Below are 14075 nucleotides of genomic sequence, written 5' to 3'. Positions count from 1 at the left end.
TACTCGCCATGGACCTCGCCGTGTCATGGCCCCTTAAATCTTGGTCAACACCTGCGCCGACCCGCGTGCCCTTTGGCGCGCCTTCTCGAGGAGATCGATGAGCCGGATACGTATCGACGTCCGAGGTTCCCGTCGTCTCGCCGCTCTCGGCGTGGCCGCCACCACCACCGCCACCCTGCTGGCCGCGGCGCTCTCCCCCGCCGCCGTGGCGGACGAACAGCCGACCAGGGCCGGCGCGATCGCGAACGCGGCGTCGGCGCTCCTGGCGCACGCCGCAAGCCTCGGGCTCACCTCGCAAGAGGGCACGAAGGTGCGGGACGTGATCGTCGACAAGGACGGCACGCAGCATGTGCGCTACGACCGGACGTACCGTCAACTCCCGGTGCTCGGTGGCGACTTCGTGGTCCATCTGGCCTCGGACGGGGCGTACCGCAGCGCGAACCGCGCGACGCGGAGCAAGATATCCCTCGCCTCGATCGTCCCCTCCATATCGGCCCCGAAGGCCGCCGATCTCGCGGCGAACGCCCTGCGTGCGGTCAACCTCGGCGAGACGCTGAAGAAGCTGACGGCCAGGCCGGAACTGGTCGTCGACGCCCTGCACGGAACGCCGAAGCTGGCGTGGCGGACGAGCGTCGCGGCCAAGGACTCCCTCGGCAACCCGGTCTCCCGCACCGTCATCACCGACGCCCGCACCGGCTCGCAGATCGACGCCTGGGACGACATCGAGACGGCGACGGGCGACGGCAAGTCGCTGTACAGCGGGACGGTGCCGCTGGAGACGACGCAGTCGGGGTCGACGTATTCGCTCAAGGACCCCACCCGCGGCGGCACTTACACGGGCGACGCGGCGAACCAGTCGGACCTGTGCTTCCTGACCAGCATCTGCATCAGCCGCGCCCCGTCGACGGTGTTCACGGACGCGGACAACCACTGGGGAACGGGGACGGACGCCGACCGCGCCTCCGCCGCGGTGGACGCCCAGTACGGCACCAACATGACCTGGGACTTCTACAAGAACTCCTTCGGCCGCAACGGCATCGCGAACGACGGCAAGGGCTCCTACAACCGCGTCCACTACGGCAACAAGTACAACAACGCCTTCTGGGACGACAGTTGCTTCTGCATGACGTACGGCGACGGTGACGGTACGTCGCTCGGCCCACTGGTCGGCCTGGACGTGGCCGGCCACGAGATGACGCACGGCGTCACCTCCAAGACGGCGGCGCTGACGTACTCGGGCGAGTCCGGCGGCCTGAACGAGGCGACGTCCGACATCCTCGGCACGCTGGTGGAGTGGTACGCCAACAACCCCTCCGACCCAGGCGACTACCTGATCGGCGAGAAGATCGTCCGCTCCGGCTTCGGCCACGACGCCCTGCGCTACATGGACAAGCCCTCCAAGGACGGCAACTCGGCGGACTACTGGAGCTCGTCGGTCGGAAATCTCGACGTCCACTACTCGTCGGGCGTCGCCAACCACTTCGCGTACCTCCTGGCGGAGGGCAGCGGCGCGAAGACCATCAACGGCGTCAGCTACAACTCGCCCACGTACAACGGGTCTACGGTCACCGGGATCGGGCGGGAGAAGCTCGGCCAGATCTGGTACCGGGCGTTGACGGTGTATATGACGTCTTCGACGAACTATGCGGGGGCGCGTACGGCGACGCTGAACGCGGCGAAGGATCTGTACGGGGCGGGGAGCGCGGAGTACAACGCGGTGGGGGCGGCCTGGAGCGCGGTCAACGTCAACTGATCGACGGTGCGGTGAGCGCGCGGACGGCCGCCTCGGTGATCGACCGGGGCGGCCGTCCGGCCGTTCCGGTCACCAGGGCCAGTACTCGAAGCCGTTGCCCTCGTACCAGTCCAGGCGGGTCTTGCCGCAGCTGCCGCTGTGGATGTCGAGGAAGTCGTCGTAGACGGCCTTGACCGACCTCTTGGGAAACGTCACGGAGATCTCGGTGGTGACGGTGCCCCGTGCGGGAATGCTCCCCAGCGACAGGGTGCCCGAGTTCCACAGCGGCAGTGAGCCGTTGGTCCTGTTGTTCCAGTGCAGACCCATCTTGTGCCAGTGCCCCTTGCCGATGCGCCACTGGACGATGGGGGCGGGCCCGCGGTTCCTCGTGAGGTTACCGATGGCGTAGACGTAGGTGGCCTTGGTCAGGGTCACGGCCTCGGTGTTGTGGACTCGCAGGTGGGCGTGGAGCGGTACGCCGGTCTTGCGCGCGGTGGGAACCACCGAGCCTGCGGCATCGGACACCGACACCGCGTCGTACCTGCAGTCGTACACGGCCGTCGAGGCGGCCGCCGACCGGGCGGCTGCGTTGCCGGTGCCGGACAGTGCGCCGACGATGCCGGCCGCGACAACCAGAGCGGCTCTGCGACGAACGGTCATTTTCGCCATGTCCCCCTCATTTCCCTGATCTTCGGCGGGCAGCATAGCCGAAGGCCGAAGGGGCACTTCGCCGCTCCAGGACTCTTGTGCGGACTCATGTTCACGACTGCCCGCAGGCTGCATGCGTCTCATGCCCCGTACGGTCGCCGCTCCCGCGCCTCTCTCAACCCCCTTCCCCACCATACGAGTTGGTCCAGCATCACCTTCGCCGCCGCGTCAGGTGCTGTCGGGTCCTTGAGCCAGCCCTCGTCGAAGGAGGCTCCCGCGTTGTGGAAGGACACGGTGTCGCGCAGGGTGACGGCGTGGAGTTCGGCGAAGACCTGGCGGAGGTGTTCGACCGCGCGCAGGCCGCCCGAGAGGCCGCCGTAGGAGACGAGGCCGACCGGTTTGGCCTGCCATTCGGTGAAGTGCCAGTCGATGAGGTTCTTGAGGCCGGCCGGGTAGGAGTGGTTGTACTCGGGGGTGAGGACCACGAAGGCGTCCGCGGCCGCCAGGTTCGGGGTGATCGAGGAGCGCGCCGCGGTCGCCTCGGCGGTCGGGGCGAAGGTCGTGGGCAGGTCCGCGTCGGCCACGTCGACGACGTCGGGGAGCAGGTCGTCGCGGTCGCGCATACGGTCCAGGAGCCAGTCGGCGACGACGGGGCCGAAGCGGCCGTGGCGGTTGCTGCCGACGATGAGGGTGATGGCAAGTGGGGCCTGTGTCTCTGTGATCTCCATGCGTCACAGCCCGATACCTCGACCTTCCTTGAGGTCAAGCCTGCGCCGCGATCGCCGGGTCACCCGTTCACACGCGCGCCCTGCGCCCTTCGGGTGCTGTTCCGTGCAGGCCCCGTTCTACGCCGGTGACCTGCTGAAAGTCCGCCCGAGCCGCCGTGCGGCGCCCGGATCTGACACCCATTCACCGTATTTCTGACGCACCTTCAGGAAGCGGGCTCGGCCCGCTGCCACTTACCTCGGAAGGGCAGGGCACACCGAACAGAGCTCGAAGGAGCACCGATGCGACGTACTGCCCGTCTGCTGACCGGTACCGCGCTCGCCGTCGCAGCCGCGGGCTTCGTGGCCGCGCCCGCGTACGCCGACGAGGGCGACGGCAGCCTGGAGGTGTTCCCCTCCCAGGCCGTTCCGGGCACCCAGATCACGGTGAACACCGCCGTGTGCGGCCCGGAGGGCACGGCGAAGGGCGACGCCGGCGCGGTGGGGGCCGGTACCTTCACGCTGGCGCCGAGTACGCACGAGGGCGAGGCGATCGGGCAGTTCCGGGTGCCGCCGAGCGCGCAGCCGGGGACGTACGAGATCGTCGCGAACTGCGCCGACGGCGGCCGGCAGGTCTCGGGCGACCTGGTGGTGACGCTGTCCGCGGCACGCGGGCAGGAGCCCCGGGGAAGTGTGAAGACGGGGGTCGGCGGCGCCCTGGGCCCCGATCCCGTGCAGACCGCGGCAGGCGTGGCGGCTCTCGCCGTCGCCGCCGCGGGCGGTACCTGGCTCCTGCATCGCCGGGCGAGAGGCGACGGGATCTGACGGACACCCTCCGCTGTCCGTCCGCCGGTACCGCATGTCCCTCCCCCTCCGGGTCCGACGCCCCTCGCGGCCCGGAGGGGGCACGGGTCGACCCGCTCCACCGGAGTCCACCCGCTGAACCAGGCAGGAGGCTCGCGTGCACAGAGTCAGCAACGCCGCGATAGGCACCGTCACCGTGGTCGCCCTGTGCTCGGGCGCCTGGCTGCTCGGCGGCGGCGCCGGGACGCACACCCCGCCGCAGCCGTCCGCCGCACAGGCGGCCCGCACCGGCCGGGGCGGCGAACCGCGCGGCGCGCCCGCGCTGCCGCCCTCGCCGCCCGACCGGATCCGCATCCCTTCGATCCGTGTGAACGCCCCCCTCATGGGCCTCGCCCTCACCCCGTCCGGCAGCCTCGACGTGCCGCCCGCCGCGAAGAAGAACCTGGCAGGGTGGTACGAGGCCGGCACCACCCCGGGGGAGAAGGGGACAGCCGTCGTCGCGGGCCATGTCGACAACGCCGACGGCCCCGCCGTCTTCTACGACCTCGGCGCCCTGAAGAAGGGCAGCCGTATCGAGGTGGACCGGCGGGACGGCAGCGTGGCCGTGTTCACGGTGGACGCGGTCTCGGTGTACGACGCCGAGCACTTCCCCGACGAGAAGGTGTACGGCCCGGCGGACCGGCCCGAGCTGCGGGTGATCACCTGCGGCGGAGGGTATTCACGGTCGACCGGCTATCAGGGGAACGTGGTGGTGTTCGCGCATCTCACGGGGAGTCGGTGACATCGGTGACAACCGCCTTCGCGATGGTCCGCGCACACTCCAGGGACTCGGTGTGTGTGGTGTCCACCTCAAGGTCGTAGGTCACGCCCTTGTGGACCAGTTCCGCCTGCTGCTCGGCCATGCCCCGCACCCGGTCACCCCGGCCGATCTCCCGGCCCGAGGCCACCGCGGCCTCGCACCGCACGCCGACCCAGAGCACGTCCAGGCCGGACAGTGTCTTGCGCCAGCCCTCCTGGGAGTGCGGCCCGCCGAGGAAGACATCGTCGACGACGATCCGGGCGCCCGCCCGCGCCGTCGCCGCGACCCCCTTCCGCCAGGCGTCCTCCAGCCTGCGGAACTCGGGCCCCACGGTCACCCCGCCGTCCGGTGAGACGAGCGCGGCCTGCATCGACGCGGGCATCGACTCGACGAACGTATCGATCGCAAAGGCCAGCCACGGCTCCGGCAGCACCGTCTGCAGACACCGCACGATCCCCGACTTGCCGGAGCTGGAGCCGCCGTTGAGCACGATCACCTGGGTCGCCATCGGATCACCGTAAAGGAATCGGAACGCACGTCGTAGACGATCGTGCCGGTACGGAACCCTGGGGCCGGTCGGCCCGACCGGGCCCGTCCCCACCCCACCTCACACCGCACCCCCGCCGTGCACGCCGAACCCTCACACCCTCGGCGAGGCCCTGCTGAGGGCAGCGTTCCTCGCGGGAAACAGACGTGATGCGGCCGGGTAACACCGGCAACGCAGGCTCCTAGGCATGACCTCGAATACGCGTGTGGTGGTGATCGGCGCCGGGCTCGCGGGCGTCCGTCTCGCCCGGCGGCTCGGCGAGCTCGGCACGCCCGTGACGCTGATCGGCGAGGAGGAGCACCGCCCGTACAACCGGGTACTGCTCGCCGAGGTGCTGGCCGGGCGCTACAGCCCCGACGTGATCGCGCTGCCCGCTCCCGCGGAGCTCACGCGCGGCCGGGTCACGGGCATCGACCGCGAGGTGCGAGCCGTACACCTCGCGGACGGCTCGAAGATCGCATACGACACGCTGGTCCTGGCGACCGGTTCGAACCCCGTACTCCCGCCCCTGCGCGGGCTGTTCTCCCCGGACCATGTGCTGCCCGAGGGTGTGCACGCGTTCCGGACGATGGACGACTGCCTGGGGCTTTCCAAGGCCGTACGGCCGGGCGTGCGGGCGGTCGTCATCGGCGGCGGACTCCTCGGGGTCTCCGCGGCCCGTGCGCTCGCCCAGCGCGGCGCACAGGTGGTGCTGGCCCAGCAGGGCGAGCGGCTCATGGAGCGCCAGCTCGACCCGAGCGCGTCGAAGCTGGTCAAGCGGCACCTCAAGGACCTCGGCGTCGAGATCCACACCGAGTGCCGGGTGCGCGACGTGCGCTGCGTCGGCGGTGCGGTGCGGTCGGTCGAGATGTCCGACGGGTACGCCCTCGACGCGGATCTGGTGGTGCTGGCGTGCGGGGTGCACCCGCGTGTGGGCCTGGCCCAGATCGCGGGCCTGGACGTGCGCAAGGGGATCGTCGTGGACGACGAGCTCCGTACCTCCGACCCGCACATCCGGGCGATCGGTGACTGCGTCCAGCACGACGGCACGGTGTACGGGCTCGCCACCCCGGCGCTCGAACAGGCCGAAGTCCTGGCCGAGTTGCTGTCACAGAGCCGTACGAACGCCCGCTACACCGGCACCCGCGCGCTCACCCGGCTCACGCTCGTCGGGCACGACTCCCCCTTCGACCTCGCCGCCTTCGGCGAGACGGAGGCCCGCCCCGGCGACGACGTCGTGCAACTCGCCGACGCCACCCGCGGCACCTACCGCAAGGTCGTCGTCCGCGACGACCGCCTGGTCGGCGGGGTCCTCGTCGGCGAACTCGGCACCGTCGGCGCACTCGCCCGCGCCTGGGAGGGGGCAGAGCCGCTCCCCGCCGACGGTGCCCCACTGCTCCACCTGCTCACCAACGATGGAGGCTCCTGATGTCCACCGGCACCCCCACGATCGTGCTCGTCGGCCACGGCATGGTCGGCCAGCGCTTCCTCGAAGCGCTCGCCGAGCGCGGCCTGACCGCCACGCACCGCGTGGTCGTGCTGTGCGAGGAGCCGCGTCCCGCGTACGACCGCGTCGCCCTCACCTCGTACTTCTCGGGCAAGACGCCCGAGGAACTCTCCATGACCGACATGGAGTTCATCAACGACCACGGCATCGAGCTGTACGTCGGCGACCCGGCGGTCTCCGTCGACCGCGAGGCCCGGAAGGTGACTGCCAAGTCCGGTCAGGTCTTCGAGTACGACACCCTCGTCCTCGCCACCGGCTCCTTCCCCTTCGTGCCGCCGGTCCCGAACAAGGACGCCGAGGGCTGCTTCGTCTACCGCACGATCGAGGACCTGCTCGCGATCGAGGAGTACGCGAAGACGAAGGCGACGACCGGTGCCGTGGTCGGCGGCGGTCTGCTGGGCCTTGAGGCGGCCGGTGCCCTGAAGGGTCTCGGACTCACCTCCCACATCGTGGAGTTCGCGCCGCGTCTGATGCCGGTGCAGGTCGACGAGGGCGGTGGCGCGGCGCTCCTGCGCACCATCGAGGAGATGGGCCTGTCCGTCCACACGGGCGTCGGCACACAGGAGATCGTCGTCGGCGAGGACGGCGCGGTCACCGGCATGAAGCTCTCCGACGGCTCCGAACTCGCCACCGACCTGGTGGTGTTCAGCGCCGGTGTCCGCCCCCGCGACCAGCTGGCCCGCGACTGCGGCCTCACCGTCGGCGAGCGCGGCGGCATCACCGTCGACGAGCAGTGCCGTACGGTCGCCGACCCGCATGTCTTCGCGATCGGCGAGTGCGCGCTGGCTTCCGACGGCCGGGTGTACGGCCTGGTGGCGCCCGGTTACGAGCAGGCGGAGACCGCCGCCGCGACGATCGCCGCGGACGAGGCGTCCTTCACGGGCGCCGACCTCTCGACGAAGCTGAAGCTGCTCGGAGTTGACGTCGCCTCCTTCGGCGATGCGCACGGCGCCACCGAGGACTGCCTGGACGTCGTCTACTCCGACTCCCGCGCGGGCCTGTACAAGAAGCTGGTCATCGGCCGTGACGGCACGCTGCTCGGCGGCATCCTGGTCGGCGACGCGGAGGCGTACAGCACGCTGAAGGCGTTCACCGGTTCGGTCCCGCCGGTCTCGCCCGAGTCCCTGGTGCTGCCCGCGGGCGCGGGCGAGTCGGCCCAGCTCGGTCCGACCGCGCTGCCGGACGACGCGATCATCTGCTCCTGCAACAACGTCCGCAAGGGCACGATCCGCGGCGCCGTCACCGAGCACAACTGCACCACCGTGCCCGAGGTGAAGAAGTGCACCAAGGCCGGTACGACCTGCGGCAGTTGCGTCAAGGTCCTCGGCCAGCTGGTCACCGCCGAACTGGAGGCCAGCGGCGTCGAGGTCGACAAGGGCCTGTGCGGCTGCTTCGGGCAGACCCGCGAGGAGCTCTACGAGATCGTCCTCGCCCTGCGCATCAACACCTACCAGGACCTGCTCGACCGCTACGGCCGCGAGGACGCCCGGGGCGGCGACGGCTGCGAGATCTGCAAGCCGGCGGTCGCGTCGATCATCGCGTCCCTGGCCCCGACGATCGGCGCGAGCGGCTATGTCCTGGACGGCGAGCAGGCGGCCCTGCAGGACAGCAACGACCACTTCCTCGCCAACCTGCAGAAGAACGGCTCGTACTCGGTCGTCCCGCGCATCCCCGGCGGTGAGATCACCCCCGAGGGCCTCATCGTGATCGGCGAGATCGCCCGCGACTTCGGCCTCTACACAAAGATCACGGGCGGCCAGCGGATCGACATGTTCGGCGCGCGGGTGGAGCAACTCCCGCTGATCTGGGCGCGGTTGGTGGACGCGGGCTTCGAGTCCGGCCACGCCTACGGAAAGGCCCTGCGCACCGTCAAGTCCTGCGTGGGCCAGACCTGGTGCCGCTACGGCGTCCAGGACTCCGTCCGCATGGCGATCGACCTGGAACTGCGCTACCGGGGGCTCAGGTCCCCCCACAAGCTCAAGTCCGCCGTCTCCGGCTGCGCCCGCGAATGCGCCGAGGCCCAGTCGAAGGACTTCGGCATCATCGCGACGTCGAACGGCTGGAACCTCTACGTCGGCGGCAACGGCGGCGCGACCCCGCGCCACGCGGACCTCCTGGCCCAGGACCTCACGGACGCCGAGCTGATCCGCCTGATCGACCGTTTCCTGATGTTCTACATCCGCACGGCCGACCGTCTGGAGCGCACCTCGACCTGGCTGGAGCGCATCCCCGGCGGCCTGGACCATGTACGCGACGTGGTGGTGGAGGACTCCCTCGGCATCTGCGAGGAACTGGAGTCCCTGATGGCCGACCACGTGGCGAACTACGCCGACGAGTGGGCGACGACCATCAACAACCCGGAGAAGCTCGCCCGCTTCGTCTCCTTCGTGAACGCCCCCGACACCCCCGACCCGGTCGTCGGCTTCGTGCCCGAGCGCGACCAGATCAAGCCCGACCTGCCGCTGCTGACCATCGGCCACCGTCCCCTGGAAGGGAGCGCCCAGCGATGACCCTGGCACCCGAAACGACCGACCTGAAGGTCCAACTCCAGCTCGACGACGGCTGGTTCACGGTCTGCGAGCTGAGCGCGCTGGTGCCGGGCCGCGGCGTGGCTGCCCTGCTGCCGGACGGCCGCCAGGTGGCCCTGTTCCGCGACCGCGCGGGAGAGCTGTACGCCATCGACAACCGCGACCCCTTCGGCGGCGCGGCGGTCCTCTCCCGCGGCCTGACCGGCACCCACCAGAGCCGCCCGTTCGTCGCGTCGCCGCTGCTCAAGCAGCGTTTCGACCTGCGCTCCGGGCAGTGCCTTGACGACGAGTCGGTGCGGGTGGCGACGTACGAGGTACGGGCGAACTGACGTGGGGGTGCGCTCAACTGGTCCAGCCAGGCGGCGCGTTCCGCGACCCGCCTGGGATGGTTGATCTCGGCCGGTGCCAGCACCGCCGCGTGTCCGAGCCGTATCCGGGACGTCGGCGGCCGGGGGGGACCTGGGCCTGACCCGCTCGACGGCCCCCGAGTGGCGCATGTTCGGCGTGGACCCGGCGGGCGCACGGGCCCAGACCCAGCGGGCCTTCGAGGAGGTCCCCAGGCTGTGGACGGGTGGCGCCGAACAGCCCCTGATCCCCGGCCCGTTGCAGCGCCCGCACCCTCCCCTCTGGCAGGCGGCGTCGTCCCCGGCGTCCTTCGAGGAGGCGGGCCGGCGCGGGGTGGGCGTCCTGGGCACCACGCTATGGGAGCCGCTGACCCGCGTCGCCCGGCTGGTGGAGCTGTACCGGGAGGCGGTGGCGGCCTGCGAGGAACCCGTCGGTGCCTTCGTCAACGACCAGATCGCCTTCTTCACCTTCGTCCACTGCGCGGAGACGGACGAGGAGGCGCTGCGCTCGGGTGCGGCGGCCGCGGCGGCCTGGCACACGGCCCGGGCTCTCACCTTCTTCCAGGGCGAGACGGTCCCCGAGGACGAACTCTTCGAAGCCCTGATGGCACAGGACTCCCTGATCGTCGGCAGCCCCGACACCTGCCGCAAGAAGCTGCGGGCGTACGCGGACGCGGGCATCGACCGGTTGATGTGCTTCCAGCAGGTGGGAGCGATTCCACACGAGCGGGTGCTGGAGAGCATGCGGCGCGTGGGGGAGCTGATTCCCGAGTTTGCGTGACCGGTTGGCAGCGCGATCCCCGGACGGGGGCGGGGCTCACCGGAGGGACCATCCGTTTGCGGGCCGGGACGGCATCTACTTAGGTTCAAGGCGTCGGAATTCTCCCGATAAAGCCCACATCACATCTATGTCGGCTTTCCCATGACATGACATCGAACGGAGTTTTCATGTCGGTGATGTCCCCCACCCAACCCCTGCAGCAGTACGGCCAACAGGCGGGCGGCCAGCAGCAGATCGCTCAGGTGGTCCAGCAGGCGATCCAGCAGGCGTGTCAGCAGGCGAGCGTGCAGATCGCGCAGCGCATGCAGAACACGCTGCAGCAGATCCAGCAGGTGCAGCAGCAGCTGCAGCAGCAGGGTCTGGCCCCCCACCAGGCGCACCCCTACCTCGCCGTCGCGCTGCACCACACGCTGCGCGAAGGCGTCCGTAACGCGGTGGAGCAGTCCGTGCAGCAGGCGCTGCCGACCGCGATCGTGACGCTGCTCCAGCACAGCCAGCAGGGTCAGCAGGGCGTCCAGGGCCAGGGTCAGCCGGGTCAGCAGCCGTGGGGCGGTGGGTACGGGCCGCAGTCGTTCGGCCAGTCGTTCCCGCAGTTCCAGCAGTACCAGCAGCCCGGCTTCGGCTTCGGTCAGATGGGCGGCCAGCCCTTCGGCATGGGCTGACACACGGCGATGCGCGATGCGGTGTGCCCAGGACCTGGTTCCCGGGCACACCGCATCCCCGTGGAAGCGCGAGATCACCGTGGAAGCGCGAGCAGCCCGGCACCGGATCGGGAGCACAAGGACGACGTAGGCGACGTAGGCGTGGTGAAGGTGGACGTAATGGTCAAGGAAAGGCCTGGAAACAGCCGCGAGAGCGGGGCCGAGGGTGCAGGGGGCGGCGGGCCGGCGCCCGGGGGCAAGGACGCGAGGCCTCGCAGCAAGGGTGCGCCGTCGCCGATCACGGTGCAGCCGCGCCGGTCGCGGTACATGGTGACTCCGCTGCCGCAGAATCTCCTGCCCCCGGGAGTTCCGGAACTCGGCATGGACACGGTGTGCGACCGGCTCGATCAGATGCCGGAAGTCAGAGTGATCCGCAGACTCCGGCCGTCGGAGAAGCTGCAGCCGGCGGGCGGGTCCCCCGCCTGCCCGGAGGTCGCGGTCGTCGAGGCGGCCGAGGCCCAGGTGCCCGGGATGCGCTCACTGTACGTGCACATCGAACCGGACCTGCCGCTGTCCGTGACCGCGCCGTCCGCCGCGCTGACCGCGGGCATGCCGCCGCTCGGCGATCCGGGGCTGGTCATGCCCCTGGAGCAGCCCGTGGAGATCACGCTCCGCGTCTGCGGGCCGGACGGCGAACCGCTGGCCGGCGCGGGGGTGTTCCTGATCGGGGCGACCTGGCCCGGCCAGGGCATCACGGGCGCCGACGGCACCGTCACCGTCACCCTGGCGACCGAGACCGAACAGTCCGTCCAGTCCCTGTACGTCCGGCCGGCGGGCGGATACGCGGACCGCTGGATCCACCGCCCCGACCTGTCGGCGACCCAGGAGAACCTCGTCACCCTCGCCCCGCTGGCAAAGGTGTACCCGGAACTGGAGAAGCGGCAGCAGTACGGCTGGGGCCAGCAGGCGATGCGGCTGGACCGGCTGCCGCCGACGTTCCGCGCGTTCGGGGTCCGGATCGCCGTCATCGGTACGGGTGTCAGCGCCGAGCACCCCGATCTGAAGGAACGGGTGCGCTCGGGTGTCGATCTGGTACGCGGCACGGACGAGGGCTGGGCGCACGACACGGTGGGCAGCGGCACCCATATGGCGGGCGTGATCGCCGGAGCGGACACCGGCAGGGGCGTCATCGGCATCGCCGTCGACGCCGAGATCGAGGTCTGCCAGGTGCTGCCCGACGGCCACTTCAGCGACCTGATCGCCGCGCTGGACCACTGCATCGACCGTGAGGTCGACATCGCCCACATCGCGTTGGCGACCCCCTACCCCTCGGCCTTGGTCTCCCGGAAACTCGCCGACGCCAACGCGGCGGGCATCGCCTGCGTCGCCCCGGCGGGCGACACCGGCGGACCGGTCTCCTTCCCCGGCTCCCTGCCCACGGTGTTCGCCGTCGGCGCGCTGGGAGTCCTCGGCTCGTACCCGCCCGACACCTCCCAAGCCACCCATACGGCGCCGCCGTTGAGCCCGGAGGGTCTCTTCGTCGCGCCCTTCAGCTGCTACGGCCTCGGAGTGGACGCGGCCGCCCCCGGCGTGGCGGTCCTGTCGTGCGCCCCGCGAGGCGGCTATACGGCCCTCGACGGCACCGGCATGGCCTCCGCGCATATCGCCGGGCTCGCCGCGCTCGTCCTCGCCCACCACGAGGACTTCCACGGCCAGTTGCTGCCCCGCGGCCCCGGACGCGTGCAGCACCTGTTCGAGATCATCGCCGCCAGCTGCCGCCAACTGGCCGCCCCGGGAACCCTGGAGGCCGCCCGCACAGGCCGCGGCCTGCCGGACGCCCTGGTCGCCCTGGGCCTGGCCCCGGGGGTGCAGCTCTCGCCGGCGCTGTCGCCGTACACGACGTCCTTCGCGGGCTAGGCGGCTTGGGGAGTCCGGTGCGGTGCCCGCGCCCCTATAAGGGGCGCGGGGAACTGCGCGACCAGCCCCCACCGGCCTGCGGGTTCATCACTACGCTCACACCTTCAACTGGTCGTACGCCACCCCGGTAAGCCGTTCAGATGCGGCCCAGAGCCGCTCCCCCACCGCATCGTCGATCGTCCACGGCGCCCGCCAAGACGCCGCAGGCGCCCCGCGCCACATCATGAACGACGGTCCGGTGAAGGAGTCGGGCCGCACACCCGGTGCCGTCGCGGCGTACAGAATGGGCAACGCACCGGCTTCCGCGGACTGCGCGACAACCCGGTTGCCGATGTCCATCAGCCGCCCGCGGAGCCTGCGCCCCTCCATCCGGGGTGCGGCACCCTGCAGATTGGTGGCCGCGTACCCGGGATGGGCCGCGGCAACCACCACGTCCGCGCCGTGCTCCGCGAGCCTGCGCGCCAGCTCGTGGACGAAGAGCAGATTGGCGGTCTTGGACCGGGCGTACGCAATCCAACGCCGGTACCGGCGCTCGCTGTTGAGGTCGTCGATGTCGACGTTGGCCACCGCATGCATCCCACTGGAGACGCTCACGACACGACTGCCGCGCGTGGCGAGCAACGTGGGCAGCAACAGTCCGGTGAGGGCGAAGTGCCCCAGATGATTGACCCCGAACTGCGTCTCGAACCCGTCCGCCGTCGTCCCGTACGGCAACGCCATCACCCCGGCGTTGTTCACGAGCACGTCGAGATAGTCATAGCGATACGACGCCGCGAACTCCCGTACGGAACCCAGGTCCCCGAGGTCGAGGCGGGCGAACTCCGCGATCGCCCCCGGCACTTCAGCCACGATCCGGTCCGCCGCCGCACTCCCCCGCACCTCGCTCCGACACGCCAGCACCACCCGCGCCCCCTTGCGCGCCAGCTCCCGCGCGACGACATACCCGAGCCCGCTGTTGGCCCCGGTGACGACGGCGATACGGCCGCTCTGGTCGGGGACGGCCTTCTCGTTCCAGCCGGACATCGACGGGCTCCCTCCGTGAGCGGGTGAATTCCCAGCGGGTGAATTCCCAGCGTACGTACGAGACGGCCTGCGGCGGCTCCTCGCAGGGCCAGGCACAAGCTGTTACAACCAGGTACAACTT

At 70.6% G+C, this 14075-nt stretch carries 13 protein-coding genes; 9 read left to right on the top strand and 4 right to left on the bottom strand.

What is annotated here, in order from left to right:
* Positions 1 to 97 precede the first annotated feature (97 nt).
* Positions 98 to 1753 (top strand): M4 family metallopeptidase, encoded by a 1656-nt coding sequence (locus P2Q00_RS25270; RefSeq protein ID WP_275774998.1) that lies wholly within the window; start codon positions 98 to 100, stop codon positions 1751 to 1753.
* 69 nt (positions 1754 to 1822) lie between these two features.
* Here the strand turns inward: P2Q00_RS25270 and P2Q00_RS25265 are convergent, their stop codons facing one another.
* Together P2Q00_RS25265 and P2Q00_RS25260 are read right to left on the bottom strand one after the other, a co-directional pair.
* Complete coding sequence (locus P2Q00_RS25265) at positions 1823 to 2401, bottom strand: hypothetical protein (RefSeq protein WP_275774997.1); 579 nt, start codon at positions 2399 to 2401, stop codon at positions 1823 to 1825.
* A gap of 119 nt (positions 2402 to 2520) precedes the next feature.
* Positions 2521 to 3108 (bottom strand): NADPH-dependent FMN reductase, encoded by a 588-nt coding sequence (locus P2Q00_RS25260; protein WP_275774996.1) that lies wholly within the window; start codon positions 3106 to 3108, stop codon positions 2521 to 2523.
* Positions 3109 to 3387: 279 nt separating this feature from the next.
* Here P2Q00_RS25260 and P2Q00_RS25255 point away from each other — a divergent pair, with 279 nt between their 5' ends.
* Complete coding sequence (locus P2Q00_RS25255) at positions 3388 to 3909, top strand: GVDTG sorting domain-containing protein (RefSeq protein ID WP_275774995.1); 522 nt, start codon at positions 3388 to 3390, stop codon at positions 3907 to 3909.
* A gap of 136 nt (positions 3910 to 4045) precedes the next feature.
* Positions 4046 to 4669, top strand: a complete 624-nt coding sequence (locus P2Q00_RS25250; RefSeq protein WP_275774994.1) for a class F sortase — start codon at positions 4046 to 4048, stop codon at positions 4667 to 4669.
* Here the strand turns inward: P2Q00_RS25250 and cpt are convergent.
* Positions 4653 to 5195, bottom strand: a complete 543-nt coding sequence (gene cpt, locus P2Q00_RS25245; protein WP_275774993.1) for a chloramphenicol phosphotransferase CPT — start codon at positions 5193 to 5195, stop codon at positions 4653 to 4655. The two genes, P2Q00_RS25250 and cpt, sit on opposite strands and share 17 nt — an antisense overlap.
* Before the next feature lie 226 nt (positions 5196 to 5421).
* On the opposite strand from cpt, the gene P2Q00_RS25240 reads away from it, so the two are divergent.
* The 6 genes from P2Q00_RS25240 to P2Q00_RS25215 all read left to right on the top strand — a co-directional run bounded on the left by P2Q00_RS25240 (position 5422) and on the right by P2Q00_RS25215 (position 12931).
* Positions 5422 to 6642, top strand: coding sequence for an NAD(P)/FAD-dependent oxidoreductase (locus P2Q00_RS25240; RefSeq protein ID WP_275774992.1), 1221 nt, complete (start codon positions 5422 to 5424; stop codon positions 6640 to 6642).
* Positions 6642 to 9230, top strand: a complete 2589-nt coding sequence (gene nirB / locus P2Q00_RS25235) for a nitrite reductase large subunit NirB (protein WP_275774991.1) — start codon at positions 6642 to 6644, stop codon at positions 9228 to 9230. The genes P2Q00_RS25240 and nirB overlap by 1 nt, the downstream gene beginning before the upstream one ends.
* Positions 9227 to 9577 (top strand): nitrite reductase small subunit NirD, encoded by a 351-nt coding sequence (gene nirD / locus P2Q00_RS25230; RefSeq protein WP_275774990.1) that lies wholly within the window; start codon positions 9227 to 9229, stop codon positions 9575 to 9577. The genes nirB and nirD overlap by 4 nt, the downstream gene beginning before the upstream one ends.
* Positions 9578 to 9650: 73 nt before the next feature.
* Positions 9651 to 10373: an LLM class flavin-dependent oxidoreductase gene (locus tag P2Q00_RS25225; RefSeq protein WP_275774989.1), complete on the top strand. Its 723-nt coding sequence runs from the start codon at positions 9651 to 9653 to the stop codon at positions 10371 to 10373.
* Between the two features lie 167 nt (positions 10374 to 10540).
* Positions 10541 to 11035, top strand: a complete 495-nt coding sequence (locus P2Q00_RS25220; protein ID WP_275774988.1) for a hypothetical protein — start codon at positions 10541 to 10543, stop codon at positions 11033 to 11035.
* Positions 11036 to 11440: 405 nt separating this feature from the next.
* Positions 11441 to 12931, top strand: a complete 1491-nt coding sequence (locus tag P2Q00_RS25215; RefSeq protein ID WP_275774986.1) for a S8 family serine peptidase — start codon at positions 11441 to 11443, stop codon at positions 12929 to 12931.
* 96 nt (positions 12932 to 13027) lie between these two features.
* Here P2Q00_RS25215 and P2Q00_RS25210 read toward each other — a convergent pair whose 3' ends face one another.
* On the bottom strand, positions 13028 to 13954 hold the full coding sequence (locus P2Q00_RS25210) for an oxidoreductase (protein WP_275774985.1): 927 nt from the start codon (positions 13952 to 13954) through the stop codon (positions 13028 to 13030).
* Between the last annotated feature and the right edge of the window lie 121 nt (positions 13955 to 14075).

The sequence above is a fragment of the Streptomyces coacervatus genome, assembly GCF_029223485.1.
Classification (GTDB): Bacteria; Actinomycetota; Actinomycetes; order Streptomycetales; family Streptomycetaceae; genus Streptomyces; species Streptomyces coacervatus.
Note: the sequence above shows the minus strand (reverse complement) of the source record. Positions and strands in the feature narration are given on the sequence as shown.